A 16,259-nucleotide genomic window follows, 5' to 3' on the forward strand; every position below is an offset into this window, starting at 1 on the left:
CGGCGGCAAAGTTTCCAACTCCCTTATTGTCAACCGCAAAAAACTGTGCTATGATATCATGTGACTTTGTCTGCGATGAATGCAGGATTTTCATAGGAAAAAGGGGAAGGTATGGAAAAATTTCTGATTGTATGCCCGCTGGTGTTTTTGGCAGGCTTTGTGGATTCCATTGCCGGAGGCGGCGGGCTTATCTCGTTTCCGGCCTATATGCTGGCAGGGGTGCCGGTGCATGTGACGATGGGAACGACGAAATTGAGCTCGTTTCCCGGTTCCGTCGTGGCGGCGGCCAGGTTTGCAAAGCGGGGGCTGATCCGCTGGAAGTTGGCCGTGCCGTGTGCGGCGGCGTCGATTTTAGGCGCCGCTTTGGGCGCCAATCTGGCCCTTCGCGTCAGTGAGCGGCTGATTCAGTCGCTCATGATTGTCGTGCTGCCGGTTGTGGCCTTTTATGTCATGCGGAACAAAGAGATGGGGAGAAAGGAAGGCGAGTCGGAGCTTCCCTGGGGAAAAATGTTGGCAGCCGGTCTGTTTGCCTCCCTTCTCATCGGCATGTACAACGGTTTTTACGGGCCTGGCACCGGGACGTTTTTAATCCTGGTGTTTACGGGAGTCGTAAAAATGGAACTGAAGGAGGCGGCCGGCGTCTCGAAATTTATCAACCTGGCCGCGGATATTTCGGCTCTTGGCACCTTTTATGCCAACGGGAAGGTGGACTATATTCTGGGAATCACGGCGGCGCTTTTCTGCATGGCAGGCAGCTACATCGGCTCCGGCCTTGTGGTCGGCAACGGCCAGAAGATCGTGCGTCCTGTCGTCATGACCGTGCTGGTGCTTTTGTTTATCAAGATTTTGATGGGATAAGAACGGAGAGATCATATGAAGTGGAAGAAATTTACGCTGGAGACGACGACGGAGGCCGTGGATTACTTAGGAAGCCTCTTTGGCGACATCGGGATTCAGGGGATGGAAATCGAGGACAACGTGCCGTTGACCGAAAAGGAGACGAAGGGCATGTTTATCGACATCCTGCCGGAGCTTCCGCCGGACGACGGGAGCGCCAGGGTCAGCTTTTATCTGGACGATGACGACAACGCCGAAGAAATCCTGGCGGCCGTCAGAGAGGGGCTTTCGGAGTTAAAAACCTACGTGGACATCGGCGCAGGAATCATCACGGCATCGGAGACCGAGGACAAGGACTGGATCAACAACTGGAAGCAGTATTTTAAGCCGTTTACGGTGGACGATATCCTGATTAAGCCCACCTGGGAGGAGATTCCCGAGGGACAGGAGGGAAAGCTTTTAATCCAGATCGACCCGGGCACGGCCTTTGGGACGGGAAAGCATGAGACGACACAGCTCTGCATCCGCCAGCTTAAAAAGTATGTAAAAGACGGCATGGATATCCTGGACGTGGGAACGGGAAGCGGGATTTTAGGCATCACGGCCTTAAAGCTTGGCGCCGGCCATGTCTTCGGCACGGATCTTGACGAAAACGCCATCACGGCTGTCCATGAAAACCTGGCGGCCAACGAAATCCCGAAGGAGAAGTTTGACGTTCTTAAGGGGAATATCATCGACGAAAAAGCCGTGCAGGATGCGTCCGGCTATGAATGCTATGATATCGCCGTGGCAAACATCCTGGCGGACGTCATCATTTTACTTCAGGCGGAAATCGCCGCCCATATTAAAAAAGGCGGGCTTTTCATCACTTCCGGCATCATCGACATGAAGGAACAGGCCGTCCTCGACGCCTTCGCAGGAAACAGCGCCTTTGAGATCGTGGAAGTGACGCGGATGGGCGAGTGGGTATCCGTGACAGCGAGGAAGAAATAGTGTATCATTTTTTTGCGGAAACCGAAAACATCGGGGCAGACGTGACGGTCATTGCAGGCCCTGACGTGAACCATATAAAAAACGTGCTGCGGATGAAGCCCGGCGAGCGGCTTACGATAAGCGACGGAAAGGGGCTTCAAAAGCTCTGTGAGATTGCCGGATATGAGGAGAAAAAGGTGATTCTTAAAAACCTTCCGGAGCCGGTGGAAGACACGGAGCTTCCGGCCAGAATCTATCTGTTCCAGGGGCTTCCAAAGAGCGACAAGATGGAGCTCATCATCCAGAAGGCCGTGGAGTTAGGCGTCCATGCCGTCGTGCCGGTGGATACCATGCGTACCGTCGTGCGCCTCGACGCCAAAAAGGAAGAGGCAAAGAGAAAGCGGTGGAGCAGTATCTCGGAAAGCGCCGCCAAACAGTCAGGGCGGATGTACATCCCTGAAATTCTGCCTGTCATGAGCTTTAAAGACGCGCTCCGGTTTGCGGACGGCTTTGATTTAAAGGTCATCCCCTACGAGGCAGAGGGCGGCAGCATGGAAAAGACGCGGACGCTTTTTAAAAGTCTGGAGCCCGGCGGGCGCGCAGCCGTGTTCATCGGCCCGGCGGGCGGCTTTGACGAGGCGGAAATCGCCATGGCAGGCGAGGACGGCGTGACGCCTGTGACACTTGGGAAACGGATTTTGAGGACAGAGACGGCCGGGCTTTTCGTGCTTTCGGCTTTGGGGCTTCTTCTGGAGGAATAAATGGAACGAGAGAGAAGAGAAGTATATTTTGACAATTCCGCCACGACGCAGGTGTTTGACTGCGTAAGGGACGTGATGGTAAAGACGCTGACCGAGGACTACGGGAATACGGCCGCGCGCCACATCAAAGGCGTGGAGGCGGAGCATTATATTAAAGAAGCGAGAGAAGAGATCGCAAAGTCCCTGCGTGTGAAGGAAAAGGAGATTGTTTTCACCTCCGGCGGCACCGAGTCCAACAACATGGCCTTAATCGGGACGGCCCTTGCCAGCAGGCGTGCCGGAAACCACCTGATTACCACCTGCATCGAGCATGCGTCCATCTATAACACCATGAGCTTTCTCGAGGAACAGGGCTTTCGCGTGACGTACCTTCCTGTGGATCATAACGGGATTGTCTCTCCGGACGCCCTGCGGGAGGCCATCTGTGACGATACGATCCTCGTCTCCGTCATGTATGTGAACAACGAGATGGGGGCCGTGGAACCCATCGAGGAAATCGGGAAAATCATAAAAGAAAAGAAGCCGGGCGCGTATTTCCATGTGGACGCCATCCAGGCCTACGGAAAATATGTGATCCGCCCGAAGCGCCAGGGCATCGACCTGCTCTCCGTCAGCGGCCACAAGATCCACGGCCCCAAGGGCGTCGGCTTCCTGTACATGGATGAGCGCGTGAAAATAAAGCCGTTAATCTACGGCGGCGGCCAGCAGAAAGGCCTGCGCTCCGGGACGGAAAACGTGCCGGGCTGCGCCGGACTGGGGGCTGCGGTAAAGGAGATTTACCGGGAACATGAGGCGAAGGTGGAAAAGCTTTACGCCTTAAAGGACAGGCTGGTGTCCGGCCTCTCTAAGATGGAGGGCGTGACGGTTCTGGGGCTTACGGGGCGTGACAGCGCGCCGCAGATTGTGAGCGCGGCCTTTGAAGGCGTGCGCGCCGAGGTGCTTTTGCATGCGCTGGAAGACCGGGGTGTTTATGTGTCCTCCGGCTCGGCATGCTCGTCTACGCATCCGGGCGTTTCGGGGACGCTTCGCGGCATCGGCTTAAAGGCAGAGCTTCTCGATTCCGTCCTCCGGTTCTCTTTCGGGCTTTTCAACACGGAGGACGAGGTGGACTACTGCCTCGCCCAGTTACAGGAGCTTTTGCCCGTTCTTCGGAAATACCGGCGGGCATAGTGCGGGAAGATAGGAGTTTAGAACGATGAAATACAAGTCATTTTTAATCAAATACGCGGAAATCGGCGTCAAGGGAAAGAACAGGTACCTGTTTGAGGACGCCCTGGTGAAACAGATCTACCACCGCTTAAAACGGCTGGACGGAGACTTTTCCGTCACAAAGGAGGCCGGCCGCATCTACGCCGAGGCCAGGGCCGACTTCGATTTTGACGAGGTGGTGGACACCTTAAAGAAAATTTTCGGCATTGTCGGCATCTGCCCCATGGTGCAGGTGGAGGACAACGGCTACGAGGACTTAAAGGCGCAGGTGGTAAAATACATTGGCGAGGCCTACGGCGATAAAGCCTTTACCTTCAAGGTGGTGGCAAAGCGCGGGAACAAACAGTACCCCGTAGTTTCCGACCAGATCAACCGCGACCTGGGCGAGGTGATTTTAAACGCCTACCCCAACACGAAAGTCGACGTCCACAACCCGGATGTGCTTCTTCGGGTGGAAGTGCGCCATAAGATCAACATTTTTTCCGAGACCATCCCGGGCCCCGGCGGCATGCCCATCGGGACGGCGGGAAAAGCCATGCTGCTCCTTTCCGGCGGCATCGACAGCCCTGTTGCCGGCTGGATGGTGGCAAAGCGCGGCGTCACCATGGAAGCCACCTACTTCCACGCGCCGCCTTATACCAGCGAGCGCGCCAAGGAAAAGGTGGTGGATCTTGCGAAGCTGGTGGCAAAATACACCGGCCCCATCCGCTTAAATGTGGTGAATTTCACCGACATTCAGCTTTACATCTATGAGGAATGCCCCCACGATGAGCTGACGATCATCATGCGCCGCTACATGATGCGGATTGCTGAGGCGATTGCCAAGGAGTCCGGCTGCCTTGCCCTGGTGACGGGCGAGAGCATCGGCCAGGTGGCCTCCCAGACCATGCAGTCGCTTGCAGTCACAAACGAGGTCTGCACGATGCCGGTCATGCGGCCGCTCATCGCCTTTGACAAGCAGGATATTGTGGATATTTCCTTAAAAATCGATACCTATGAGACGTCCGTCCTGCCCTACGAGGACTGCTGTACGATTTTCGTCGCCAAGCACCCGGTGACGAAGCCGAACCTTTCGAGAATCCGGATGTCTGAGACGAAGCTTGCGGAAAAGATTGACGAGCTGATGAAGACGGCCATTGAGACCAGGGAAGTGATTGTCTGCAACCCGTAAGAGGGCCGCAGATATGAAAACAGCCGGGAAAAAATCCCGGCTGTGTACGTCAAAAAGATCAGTCAACGATATAGGGTGCCAGCACCGTGAGGATGTCCTCGGCGTCGCCCTCGGCATGGATGTTTAAGTCGATGGGCTTGGAGAGATCCAGGCTGAAGATACCCATGATGGATTTCGCGTCGATCACGTATCTTCCGGAAACCAGGTCGAAGTCTGTGTCAAATTTCGTCAGGTCGTTTACAAAGGATTTCACTTTATCAATGGAGTTTAAAGAGATTTTAACGGTTTTCATGAAACGCATTCCTCCCAATACTTTTTTAAAATCTGCTTTAATACTAAAGGGATGCGGGGGAAAAGTCAATAGTCAGACTGCATGAAAATCCGAAAATTATTCAGTTTTTTAGTCAGGAGAGGGAAAATGAGGAGAGCAGCACTTCATAATCTGGGCTGTAAGGTAAATTCATACGAGACGGAGGCCATGGCGCAGCTTTTGGAGGAGGCCGGCTACGAGATCGTGGACTTTGAGGAGAAGGCAGATGTCTACATCATCAACACCTGCTCCGTTACAAATGTGGCCGATAAAAAGTCCCGCCAGATGCTGCACCGGGCGAAAAAGAAGAACCCGGAGGCCGTCGTGGTGGCGGCCGGCTGTTATGTGCAGGCGGCGGGAGAACAGTTAAAGGAAGATACGGCCGTCGATCTGGTGATCGGAAACAACAAGAAGGCGGAGCTGGTGCCGCTTCTCGAGGCGTATTTTTCCGGAAAGGGCAGCGGGGAGTCCGTCGTCGATATTTCCGCCGTCCATGAGTATGAGCCGCTGCATGTGAGTAAAATCGAGGATCACACCCGCGCATTTATCAAGGTTCAGGACGGCTGCAACCAGTTTTGCAGCTACTGCATCATCCCTTATACGAGGGGCCGTGTAAGGAGCCGCCTTCCGGAGGACGTGGAGGCGGAGGTTTACGGGCTTTCGGCGGCCGGCTATAAAGAGATTGTCCTCACCGGCATCCACCTTTCTTCCTACGGCGTGGACTTCACGGAAAAAAAAGAAGACCTTTTAAGCCTGATTACGCGCCTTCATGCCATCGAAGGCATCGAGCGGATCCGTCTGGGTTCTCTGGAGCCGCGGATTATCACGGAGGAGTTTGTAAAGGCGATTTCCAGGCTTCCGAAGCTCTGCCCCCATTTTCATTTATCCCTTCAGAGCGGCTGCGACTCCGTTCTTTCGCGGATGAACCGCCATTATACGTGTGAGGAATATTTCTCCCGCTGCGAGCTTCTGCGGAACTATTTTGCCAACCCGGCCATCACCACCGACGTGATCGTCGGCTTCCCGGGAGAGACGGAGGCGGAGTTTGAGGAGACAAGAAAGTTCCTTGAAAAAGTGAATTTCTATGAGATGCATGTGTTCAAGTATTCCAGGCGGGCCGGGACGCGGGCCGACAAAATGCCGGATCAGGTGCCGGAACAGGTGAAGACGGAGCGGAGCGCCGTCCTCTTATCTTTGGAGAGGGAGATGTCCAGGCGGTACCGGGAGAGCTTTCTCGGGAAAGAGACGGAAATCCTTTTGGAGGAGCCGGTTAAAATCGGCGGAACCTGGTACATGCTCGGCCACACGAAGGAGTATGTGAAGGCGGCGCTTCCGATCCTGGACGAAGAAAGCGGAAGGCTGTCGAAAAACCGGCTTGTGTCCGGAATACTGAAAAATTTTCTGACAGATGAACTCATTTGTCTTGCAGAAAATCCGAAATTGGGGTAGAATAGTCTATAAGCAACTAAAGGACGTGGGGACATTTATGGGTGATATCAGGAATACACAGTATTTTAAGGCAGTACAGGAAGACAAAAAAATGGAAGTAAGCCAGGTTCTCCAGAGTGTGTATGAGGCACTGACCGAGAAAGGGTATAACCCGATTAACCAGATCGTCGGCTATATCATGTCCGGAGACCCGACGTATATCACAAGCCATAAGAGCGCCAGAAGCCTGATTATGAAGGTGGAACGTGACGAAATTCTGGAAGAGCTGATGGAAAACTACATCGAGACCAGACTGAAATAACAGAGGAACCGGAAAGAGAAAACGGCAGGAAACAGTTGGAAAAAGGCCAGCTTCTTTTGGTGTGGGTAAATTTCTGAGGACGGAGAGACAGATTTTATGAGGATACTTGGGCTGGACTTCGGCTCCAAAACCGTGGGGGTCGCAGTCAGCGACGCTCTTGGCCTGACGGCTCAGGGTGTGGAGACCATCGAGCGGAAAGAGGAAAACAAGCTGCGGAAGACATGCGCGAGGATTGAAGAGCTGGTGAAGGAATACGGCGCAGAGTCCATTGTACTGGGACTTCCGAAGAATATGAACGGCACAGAAGGGGAGCGGGCCGAAAAGTCGCGGGAATTCGGGGAAACCCTGAAGCGGCGGACCGGGCTTCCCGTCATTTTATGGGACGAGCGCCTCACGACAGTTGCGGCAGAGCAGGTTTTAATGGAAAACGGCGTGCGGAGAGAGAACCGGAAGGCCGTCATCGACAAGGTGGCTGCCTGCCTGATTTTGCAGGGATATCTGGACAGCCTTCGCGCCGGGATAGCCGCATGCGGCGAAGAACAGGAGAATTAGAATGGAAGATGAGAGAAAAATTACGCTGGTTGATGAAGATCAGACCATCGAATTTTTTGTAGTGGAAGAAACGAAGCTTGGCGGCGTGAGCTACCTTCTGGTGACAGACGCAGCCGGCGATGAGGAAGACGGCGACTGCTATCTTTTAAAGGACATGTCCGGAAAGGACGAGGAGGAGGCCGTCTATGAATTCGTCGAGGACGAAGAGGAACTGGACAGCCTGATGAAAATTTTTGCAGAGCTTCTGGATGATGTGGAGCTCGAGAGAGAGTAGGGAAGCCGGGGGATGCGGATGAACGAGGAAAAGGTAAAGGAGCTTTTGAGAAAAAAGGGACTCAGGGTTACATCCCAGAGGCTTCTGGTTTTGGAGATCATGGTTTCCCATCCCGGCGAACACCTGACAGCAGAAGAGATTCATGATCTGGCAAAAGAAACATGCCCGGAGATCGGGCTTGCTACCATATACAGAACCGTTCAGGTTCTCTGTGACCTGCAAATCGTAAGCAAGGTGACCTTTGACGACGGATATGCCCGCTATGAGCTGAGCGGAGAGGTAAGTGGCTCCGGGCACCGCCATCATCACGCCATCTGTACCGGCTGCGGAAAGGTCTATTCCCTGGAATCCGACCTTCTTGACAGCCTGGAAAAAGAGGTGTTTGAAAAGCTTGGCTTTTCTGTGACTGACCATGAGGTGAAGCTTTACGGCCTTTGCAGGGAATGCAGGGAAACGAACGGGGATGGTGAAAACAAGGAACGGAAAACAGACGGAGGTTTTTAGAGTGAAGAACGTGAAAAAACAGAATAGTGACTGTAAGGTCAAAATCATCCCCCTTGGGGGCCTGGAGCAGATCGGAATGAACATGACTGCCATCGAATACGACGACAGCATCATTGTCATGGACTGCGGCCTGGCCTTTCCGAGCGACGACATGCTTGGAATTGATCTTGTGATCCCGGACGTGACGTATCTGGTGAACAACATTGACAAGGTAAAGGGATTTGTCATTACCCATGGACATGAGGATCACATCGGGGCCATCCCCTACGTCCTCAAGATGGTGAATGCCCCGGTTTACGGGACGAAGCTTACCATGGGCTTAATCGAGCACAAGCTAAAAGAAAACAACATGTTAAAAAGCGTGAAGCGGAAGGTGGTAAAGCACGGCCAGTCCATCAACCTCGGGTGCTTCCGGGTGGAATTCATCAAGATGAACCACAGCATCGAGGATGCGGCTGCCCTCGCCGTTTTCACGCCGGCCGGCATCATTTTAAATACAGGTGACTTTAAGATCGACTACACGCCGGTGTTCGGGGACGTGACGGATCTCCAGCGGCTTGCGGAGCTTGGAAAGAAGGGCGTTCTGGCGCTGATGTGCGACTCCACAAACGCCATCCGCCCCGGCTTTACCATGTCGGAGCGCACCGTCGGAAAGACCTTTGACGCGATTTTCGCAGAGCACAAGCAGAACCGGATCATCGTCGCCACCTTCGCGTCCAACGTGGACCGGGTGCAGCAGGTCATCAACACGGCCTGCAAGTACGGCAGGAAGGTTGTCATCGAGGGACGCAGCATGGTGAACGTCATCGGCACGGCCACCGAGCTTGGATATATCAGTATCCCGGATGGGACGCTTATCGACATCGAGCAGCTTAAGAACTATAAAGAGGAGGACACGGTTCTCATCACGACGGGAAGCCAGGGCGAGTCCATGGCGGCCCTCTCCAGGATGGCGTCCTCCATGCACCGCAAGGTGTCCATCACGCCGCGGGACGTGGTTGTTTTAAGCTCCACGCCGATCCCGGGCAATGAAAAGGCCGTTTCCAGGGTTATCAACGAGCTTTCCATGAAGGGGGCGAAGGTGATTTCCCAGGATACCCATGTTTCCGGCCATGCCTGCCAGGAGGAGATCAAGTTAATCTACGCTCTTGTGCGGCCGAAATTCTCCCTGCCGATTCACGGCGAGTACCGTCACCGCATGGCCCAGAGGGATGTTGCGATCTCCATGGGAATCCCCAAGGAGAATGTGGTGATGCTCCACTCCGGCGATGTGCTGGAGATCGGAGAATCCGGGGCGGAGGTCGTTGACCGCGTGCCGGCCGGCGGCGTCCTTGTGGACGGCTTAGGCGTCGGCGATGTGGGGAACATCGTCTTAAGAGACCGCCAGAACCTGGCCCAGAACGGCATTATCATCGTCGTTCTGACCCTTGAAAAATACAGCAACCAGCTTCTTGCCGGGCCGGACATCGTCTCCAGGGGCTTCGTCTATGTGAGGGAGTCGGAGGATCTGATGGAGGAAGCCCAGGCCATCGTGGATCAGGCTGTGGCAGACTGCCTCGACCGCCACGTAAACGACTGGGGCAAGATCAAGAACATCGTCCGCGACAGCTTAAGCGATTTCCTCTGGAAGCGGATTAAGAGGAACCCGATGATCCTTCCGATCATCATGGAAGTATAGGAAAGTGACAGGCCCGGGGGCATCTGCCCCCGGACAGACGGAAGGCAGAGGATACCATATGAGCAGGGTAACACGTGAAATCAATAAAATCAGCATAACGGTCATCAGCATCTCCGGGAAGCTCGTGTTTTACGCGCTTGTCGCTGTTCTTCTTGTGGTTGGAGCCGAAAAGGGCTATGAATTCGGCCACAGCATTTTCTTTTCCCCCGGCATGGAGGCGGCGCCGGGAACCGACAAGACCTTCCGCTTAACGGGCGAGGAGTCCGTCCGCGAGGTGGGGCGCCTTCTCGAGGAGGCCGGCCTGATCAGGGATAGCAACGCGTTTTCGATCCAGGCCTTCTGCTACGAATATGAGGTTCAGGCGGGGGAGTTTAAGCTTAACACCTCCATGACCTCAAAGGAGATTATTTCTGCGCTGGAGGAAACCTCCGGGGAAGGGACGGAGGCCGGATGATTACTGACGAACGAATTACTGCTTATATTCATTCCCTGGATTCCGGGGACGGGATTCTCTGCGATGAAATAGCGAGAGAGGCAGCCGGCTCCTGTGTGCCGATTATCCGCAGGGAGACGGCTGCCCTTTTAAAAGCCATGGTGGCGTTAAAGCAGCCAAAAAACATCCTCGAGGTGGGGACGGCCGTGGGGTATTCTGCCCTTTTGATGGCCCGCGTCATGCCGGAGACTGCCCATATTACCACCATTGAAAAATTTGAAAAGCGGATCCCCATCGCCAGGGAGAATTTCCGGCGGGCGGGAGCCGAAGACAGGATTACGCTGCTGGAAGGCGATGCCGGGGAGATCCTTGCCGGCCTTTCCGGCAATTTTGATTTTATATTCATGGATGCAGCCAAGGGACAGTATTTGAACTGGCTGCCGGATATCGTGAGGCTTCTGCCTGCGGGCGGGCTTTTGATGTCCGACAACGTGCTCCAGGGAGGCTCCCTTGTGGAGTCCCGGTACGCGGTGGAGCGGCGCGACAGGACGATTCACGCCAGGATGCGGGAATACCTGTATGCGCTGACCCATATGGAGGAGTTTGAGACGAGCGTGGTTCCCATCGGGGACGGCGTGGCTCTAAGTGTCAGAAGAGAAAGGAATCGGAATGAGAAAGACGGAGCTTCTGCTTCCTGCGGGGAGCCTGGATGTTTTAAAGACGGCGGTCATCTACGGGGCTGACGCCGTTTATCTTGGCGGAGAGGCCTTCGGGCTCAGGGCCAAGGCGAAGAATTTTACAAATGAGGAGATCAAAGAGGGCATCGCCTTTGCACACGCCCGCGGCGTCAAGGTGTACATCACGGCCAATATCCTGGCCCACAACGGCGACCTGCCCGGCGTGGAGGCGTATTTTAAGGAGCTTTCTGAGATCCGGCCGGATGCGCTCATCATTTCCGATCCCGGCGTTTTCATGATCGCAAGGCGCGTCCTTCCGGACATGGAAATCCACATCAGCACCCAGGCCAATAATACCAATTACGGTACCTATAACTTCTGGTACGGCCTCGGCGCAAAGCGGGTGGTGACGGCCAGAGAGCTTTCGTTAAAGGAGATTCGGGAGATCCGGGAGAACATCCCGGAGGACATGGAAATCGAGAGCTTTATCCACGGCGCCATGTGCATCTCCTATTCGGGACGCTGCCTTTTAAGCAATTTCTTTACGGGGCGCGACGCCAACCAGGGCGCCTGCACCCATCCCTGCCGCTGGAAATACGCGGTGGTGGAGGAGACCAGGCCCGGCGAGTATATGCCGGTCTACGAGAATGAGAGAGGGACGTTCCTGTTCAACTCCAAGGATCTCTGCATGATCGAGCATGTGCCGGAAATGATCGAGGCCGGCATCGACAGCTTTAAAATCGAGGGGCGCATGAAGACGGCGCTCTACGCGGCCACGGTGGCGCGGACATACCGAAAGGCCATCGACGATTATCTGGAAAGCCCGGAAACGTACCGGGCCAATATGGAGTGGTACAAGGAAGAGATCGGCAAGTGCACCTACCGGGAGTTTACGACGGGCTTTTACTTCGGAAAGCCCACGGAGGAAATGCAGATCTACAACAACAGCACGTATGTGAAAAATTACATCTATCTGGGCACCGTCGAGGAAAAGGACGGGCGCGGCTTTGCAAAAATCGAGCAGAAAAACAAGTTTTCCGTCGGCGAGACCATTGAAATCATGAAGCCGGACGGACGGAACATCGAAGTGCAGGTTTGCGGTATTTTCAATGAAGACGGAGAGCCCAGGGAGAGCGCGCCCCATCCGAAGGAGGTCCTTTACGTGGATCTTTCCGGGGAGGCAGATGTTTACGATATTCTGAGGAAGAAAGACGAGTAAGCGTGAAGGCGGAAGGGAGATGACGAAATGGCGGTATTATTTGGCTGTCTCAGTGCGATGTGCCTGGTGTATTACGGGGTTATCGCGGCATATTCCGGCATCCGGACGGCGTTTTCGTCCATCTGGCTGATCCTCGCGGCCGTTTTGGCCGTCATGGCTGTTCTCTGCCGTCTTTACAGCCGCTTTAAGGACAGGATCCCCCTTTCCGTCACGGTTACGGCCGTCACGGCGGCAGCGGCGTTTTTTGCTGTGTTTGTGATCGTGGAGGCGGCCATGGGAACCCAGTTTTTCTCAAGCGGGAAGCGGAGCGTGGACTATGTGATTGTCCTCGGGACGCAGGTTAAGGGAGAGACACTGAGCCGTTCTCTGGAATACCGGATGGAGACGGCCGTCCGCTACGCGAAGATCCACCCCAACACGGTGTTCATCCTTTCCGGCGGCAAGGGGAAGGGCGAAGATGTGTCAGAGGCCTTTGCCATGTACGAGTACATGAAGGCGAACGGGATCCCCGAATACCAGATGATCCTGGAAGAACAGTCGACAAGTACTTACGAAAACCTTGTGTACAGCCGGCTTTTGATTGCAGAGCGGGAGGAGGACAGGCGGACGACAATCCGCGACGTGATGAGCGCGGCCGGGTATCTTTCGCCGCCGGATGAGGAAGTGCAGATCCATGTGGGGATCATCACCAGCAATTTCCACATGCTGCGCGCCAAGGGCATTGCAAAAAAGGTGGGGATTTCGGATCCCTACGGCATCTGTGCCAAATCCGATCCCGTTTTGTTCCTGCATCTGTGCGTGCGGGAGTGCTTTGCAATTTTAAAAGATAAATTTGTGGGCAACATGTAGGATAGAAGGAAAGCTGCGCCGGAAAAGGCGCGGCGCCGGCCCGGACGGCCGCTTTGGCTGCGGGCTGCGGCAGAACATTACAGCAAGAAAGGATTCAGGTTTATGGAAAGCAGACAGAGGGAACTGGAAGAGCTGATGGAGTACCGGCTCTTGGAAACCAGGGAAATCAGGGAGTTAAATGCCGTCGGGTATATTCTTGAGCATAAAAAGTGCGGCGCAAAAGTGTTTTTGATGGATACGGACGATGACAACAAGGTGTTTTTCATCGGCTTTCGGACACCGCCGGCCGACAGCACCGGCGTGCCGCATATTCTGGAGCATACCGTCCTCTGCGGTTCGGATAAATTCCCGGTGAAGGATCCGTTTGTGGAGCTGGTGAAGGGGTCTTTAAATACCTTCTTAAATGCGATGACGTATCCCGACAAGACGGTGTACCCCATTGCGAGCTGCAACGACGCGGATTTCCAGAACCTGATGGACGTGTACATGGATGCCGTCTTAAATCCCAGGATCGGGAAGGAAGAGAAGATCTTCATGCAGGAGGGCTGGCACTATGAGCTGGAGTCGCCGGAGGCGGATCTGACATACAACGGCGTCGTCTACAATGAGATGAAGGGCGTCTTTTCCTCGCCGGAAAGCGTCCTGGATCGGTACACGCGCCATGTGCTGTTTCCCGATACCTGCTATGGCTATGAGTCCGGCGGCGACCCGGAGGAGATCGTGAAGCTCTCCTACGAGGCGTATCTGGATTTTTATAAAAAGTATTACCATCCGTCCAACAGCTATATCTACCTCTACGGGAACATGGATATGGCGGAAAAGCTCCGGTATTTGGATCGGGAATACCTGAGCAAATACGAGAAAAAAGAGATTGATTCGGAGATCCGTCTCCAGAAGCCCTTTGAAAGGCCGGTGGAGCAGGAATTTTTCTACTCCGTCACCGATTCGGAGCCGACGGAACATGCCGCCTACCTTTCCGTGAACACGGCGGCCGGAAACGAGCTTTCGCCGAAGGAGTATATCGCGTTCCAGGTTCTCGAGTATGTGCTTTTGGATGCGCCGGGTGCGCCGCTTAAGCAGGCGCTTCTCGATGCCGGCATTGGAAACGACATCATGGGCGGCTACGAAAACGGGATTCTCCAGCCGTATTTTTCCATCATCGCAAAGAATGCCGACAGGGAGCAGAAGAGTGAATTCCTGGCCGTCGTCAAAGGCGCTTTGAGGAAGTTAATTTATCAGGGGCTTGATAAAAGGAGCGTCCTGGCCGGCATCAACTACTATGAATTCCAGTACCGGGAGGCGGACTTCGGTTCGGCGCCCAAGGGGCTTATGTACGGGCTTCAGTGCCTGGACAGCTGGCTTTACGGCGGCGACCCGATGATGCACTTAGAGTACGAGGAGACCTTTCAGGCGTTAAAGGAAGGCGCGGAAAACGGGTATTTTGAGGAGTTAATCAGGATGCACCTTCTCGACAATCCATTCGAGGCCGTTGTGACGGTGAGCCCCGAGCGGAACCTGACGGCAAAGATGGAGGCGGAGACAGCCGGGCGCCTTGCAGAATACAAAAAGAGCCTGAGCAAAGAAGAGATTGAGGCCCTTGTACAGAAGACAAAGGAATTAAAGAAGTATCAGGAGGAACCGTCGCCCAAAGAGGATCTGGAGAAAATCCCGATGTTAAAGCGGGAGGACATCCGGAAGGAGGCGGAAGAGCCTGTTTTTGAGGAGCTTAAAATCGAAGAGATCCCGGTGATCCGCCATTCGATGTTTTCGGGCGGCATCGGTTATCTGAAGGTCTTGTTCAATACGAACCGGGTGTGCCAGGAGGATCTCCCCTATGTGGGGCTTTTGAAGTCCGTCCTCGGCTATGTTAGCACCGGGCGTCACAGCTACGCCGATCTGACGACAGAGATTTTCTTAAACAGCGGCGGCGTGACCTTCGGCGTGACGTCCTATCCCGATCTTCGCACCGGCGGCTTTACCGGCGTGTTCGCTGCCAGCGTGCGGGTGCTTTATGAAAAGCTGGACTTTGGCTTTGAGATCCTGTCTGAGATTTTTACCGAGTCCATTCTCGACGATCAGAAGCGGCTTAAGGAAATTTTAGATGAGGCGAAGTCGAAGGCCCAGATGAAGCTTTTAAACGGAGGCCATTCGGCTGCCGTCGCCAGGGCCACCTCCTATTTTTCCGACACGTCCTATTATAACGACATGACAGGCGGGATCGGCTATTATGAATTCCTGGAGGGATGCGTCCGGGATTTCGACGGGAAGAAAGAAGAAATTATCGCCGGGCTCCGCCGCGTCATGGGACAGCTTTTTGTGAGAGAAAACATGGTTGTGAGCTATACGGCTGACAACAAGGGCTTTGCAAGGCTCCCGGATGCCATGAAAAAGCTGGCTGACAGCCTTCCGGCAGGAAGTGGAACCGTCTATGGGTTCCGTGCGCCGAGGGAGAATAAGAACGAGGGCTTTACGACGGCCTCCAAGGTCAACTACGCCGCCAGGTGCGGTACCTACGCCGGGAGCCGCTATGCCTATACCGGGGCGCTCCGGATCTTAAAGATCATGTTAAGCTATGACTATCTCTGGCTCAACATCCGCGTAAAGGGCGGCGCATACGGCTGCATGAGCAGCGTCGGCCGCACGGGAGAGGGGTATTTTGTCTCCTACCGCGACCCCAACGTAAAGGAGAGCAACGAGATTTATGAAGGAATCCCGGAATATCTCGAGCAGTTTGATGCCGATGAGCGGGACATGACGAAGTTTGTCATCGGAACCATCAGCGAGCTGGATACGCCGCTGACGCCGTCCCTGCGGGGGGCCAGGGGCCTTTCGGCCTGGTATTCCGGCGTGACGAAGGAGATGCTCCAGAAGGAGCGGGATGAAATCCTTTCGGTGACGGCAGAAGATATCCGCGCGTTAGGCGGGCTTGTCCGGGAGATTTTAAATACGGGAGCCGTCTGCGCCATCGGAAGCGAGGAGAAAATCCAAAATGCCGGAAACATGTTTAAGACCGTCCGGCCGTTATTCTCGGGCGCCGCAGACGCAGAGTAAGACAAAGGAGAA

General features: G+C 54.6%; 17 protein-coding genes. 16 read left to right on the top strand and 1 reads right to left on the bottom strand.

From position 1 onward, the window contains the following. Positions 1-111: 111 nt before the first annotated feature. Genes KE531_11830 through thiI form a run of 5 tightly spaced genes read left to right on the top strand, consistent with a single transcriptional unit; the run spans position 112 to position 4,950 of the window. Entirely contained in the window at positions 112-858 is a 747-nt protein-coding gene (locus KE531_11830; protein ID MBR9954290.1) for a TSUP family transporter, read from the top strand. A gap of 15 nt (positions 859-873) precedes the next feature. After that, on the top strand, positions 874-1,830 hold the full coding sequence (prmA, locus tag KE531_11835; GenBank protein ID MBR9954291.1) for a 50S ribosomal protein L11 methyltransferase: 957 nt from the start codon (positions 874-876) through the stop codon (positions 1,828-1,830). Beyond that, positions 1,830-2,570, top strand: a complete 741-nt coding sequence (locus KE531_11840; GenBank protein MBR9954292.1) for a 16S rRNA (uracil(1498)-N(3))-methyltransferase — start codon at positions 1,830-1,832, stop codon at positions 2,568-2,570. The genes prmA and KE531_11840 overlap by 1 nt, the downstream gene beginning before the upstream one ends. Further along, positions 2,571-3,740: a cysteine desulfurase gene (locus KE531_11845; GenBank protein ID MBR9954293.1), complete on the top strand. Its 1,170-nt coding sequence runs from the start codon at positions 2,571-2,573 to the stop codon at positions 3,738-3,740. Positions 3,741-3,765: 25 nt separating this feature from the next. Further along, complete coding sequence (thiI, locus tag KE531_11850; protein ID MBR9954294.1) at positions 3,766-4,950, top strand: tRNA 4-thiouridine(8) synthase ThiI; 1,185 nt, start codon at positions 3,766-3,768, stop codon at positions 4,948-4,950. A gap of 58 nt (positions 4,951-5,008) precedes the next feature. Here the strand turns inward: thiI and KE531_11855 are convergent, their stop codons facing one another. Then, on the bottom strand, positions 5,009-5,242 hold the full coding sequence (locus KE531_11855) for an HPr family phosphocarrier protein (GenBank protein MBR9954295.1): 234 nt from the start codon (positions 5,240-5,242) through the stop codon (positions 5,009-5,011). A 126-nt stretch (positions 5,243-5,368) separates the two neighbouring features. On the opposite strand from KE531_11855, the gene mtaB reads away from it, so the two are divergent. From mtaB to KE531_11910, 11 genes are all read left to right on the top strand, one after another. After that, positions 5,369-6,709 (top strand): tRNA (N(6)-L-threonylcarbamoyladenosine(37)-C(2))-methylthiotransferase MtaB, encoded by a 1,341-nt coding sequence (gene mtaB / locus KE531_11860; GenBank protein MBR9954296.1) that lies wholly within the window; start codon positions 5,369-5,371, stop codon positions 6,707-6,709. 37 nt (positions 6,710-6,746) lie between these two features. Continuing rightward, positions 6,747-7,010 carry an IreB family regulatory phosphoprotein gene (locus tag KE531_11865; GenBank protein ID MBR9954297.1) on the top strand — a complete coding sequence of 88 codons (264 nt, stop codon included), beginning with the start codon at positions 6,747-6,749 and terminating at the stop codon, positions 7,008-7,010. A gap of 96 nt (positions 7,011-7,106) precedes the next feature. Further along, positions 7,107-7,562: a Holliday junction resolvase RuvX gene (ruvX, locus tag KE531_11870; GenBank protein MBR9954298.1), complete on the top strand. Its 456-nt coding sequence runs from the start codon at positions 7,107-7,109 to the stop codon at positions 7,560-7,562. A gap of 1 nt (position 7,563) precedes the next feature. Then, on the top strand, positions 7,564-7,836 hold the full coding sequence (locus KE531_11875; protein ID MBR9954299.1) for a DUF1292 domain-containing protein: 273 nt from the start codon (positions 7,564-7,566) through the stop codon (positions 7,834-7,836). Between the two features lie 18 nt (positions 7,837-7,854). After that, positions 7,855-8,340 carry a transcriptional repressor gene (locus KE531_11880; GenBank protein MBR9954300.1) on the top strand — a complete coding sequence of 162 codons (486 nt, stop codon included), beginning with the start codon at positions 7,855-7,857 and terminating at the stop codon, positions 8,338-8,340. A gap of 10 nt (positions 8,341-8,350) precedes the next feature. Then, entirely contained in the window at positions 8,351-10,018 is a 1,668-nt protein-coding gene (locus KE531_11885; protein MBR9954301.1) for a ribonuclease J, read from the top strand. A 58-nt stretch (positions 10,019-10,076) separates the two neighbouring features. Then, positions 10,077-10,472, top strand: coding sequence for an endolytic transglycosylase MltG (locus KE531_11890; GenBank protein ID MBR9954302.1), 396 nt, complete (start codon positions 10,077-10,079; stop codon positions 10,470-10,472). Next, entirely contained in the window at positions 10,469-11,194 is a 726-nt protein-coding gene (locus KE531_11895; GenBank protein MBR9954303.1) for an O-methyltransferase, read from the top strand. The genes KE531_11890 and KE531_11895 overlap by 4 nt, the downstream gene beginning before the upstream one ends. Then, a complete protein-coding gene (locus KE531_11900; protein ID MBR9954304.1) occupies positions 11,121-12,347 on the top strand; it encodes a U32 family peptidase in 1,227 nt (408 codons plus the stop codon). The genes KE531_11895 and KE531_11900 overlap by 74 nt, the downstream gene beginning before the upstream one ends. Before the next feature lie 27 nt (positions 12,348-12,374). Continuing rightward, positions 12,375-13,196, top strand: coding sequence for a YdcF family protein (locus tag KE531_11905; protein ID MBR9954305.1), 822 nt, complete (start codon positions 12,375-12,377; stop codon positions 13,194-13,196). A 102-nt stretch (positions 13,197-13,298) separates the two neighbouring features. Beyond that, positions 13,299-16,247, top strand: a complete 2,949-nt coding sequence (locus KE531_11910; GenBank protein ID MBR9954306.1) for an insulinase family protein — start codon at positions 13,299-13,301, stop codon at positions 16,245-16,247. Positions 16,248-16,259: the final 12 nt, after the last annotated feature.

It is taken from the genome of Eubacteriaceae bacterium Marseille-Q4139, assembly GCA_018223415.1.
Lineage (GTDB): Bacteria > Bacillota > Clostridia > Lachnospirales > Lachnospiraceae > CABSIM01.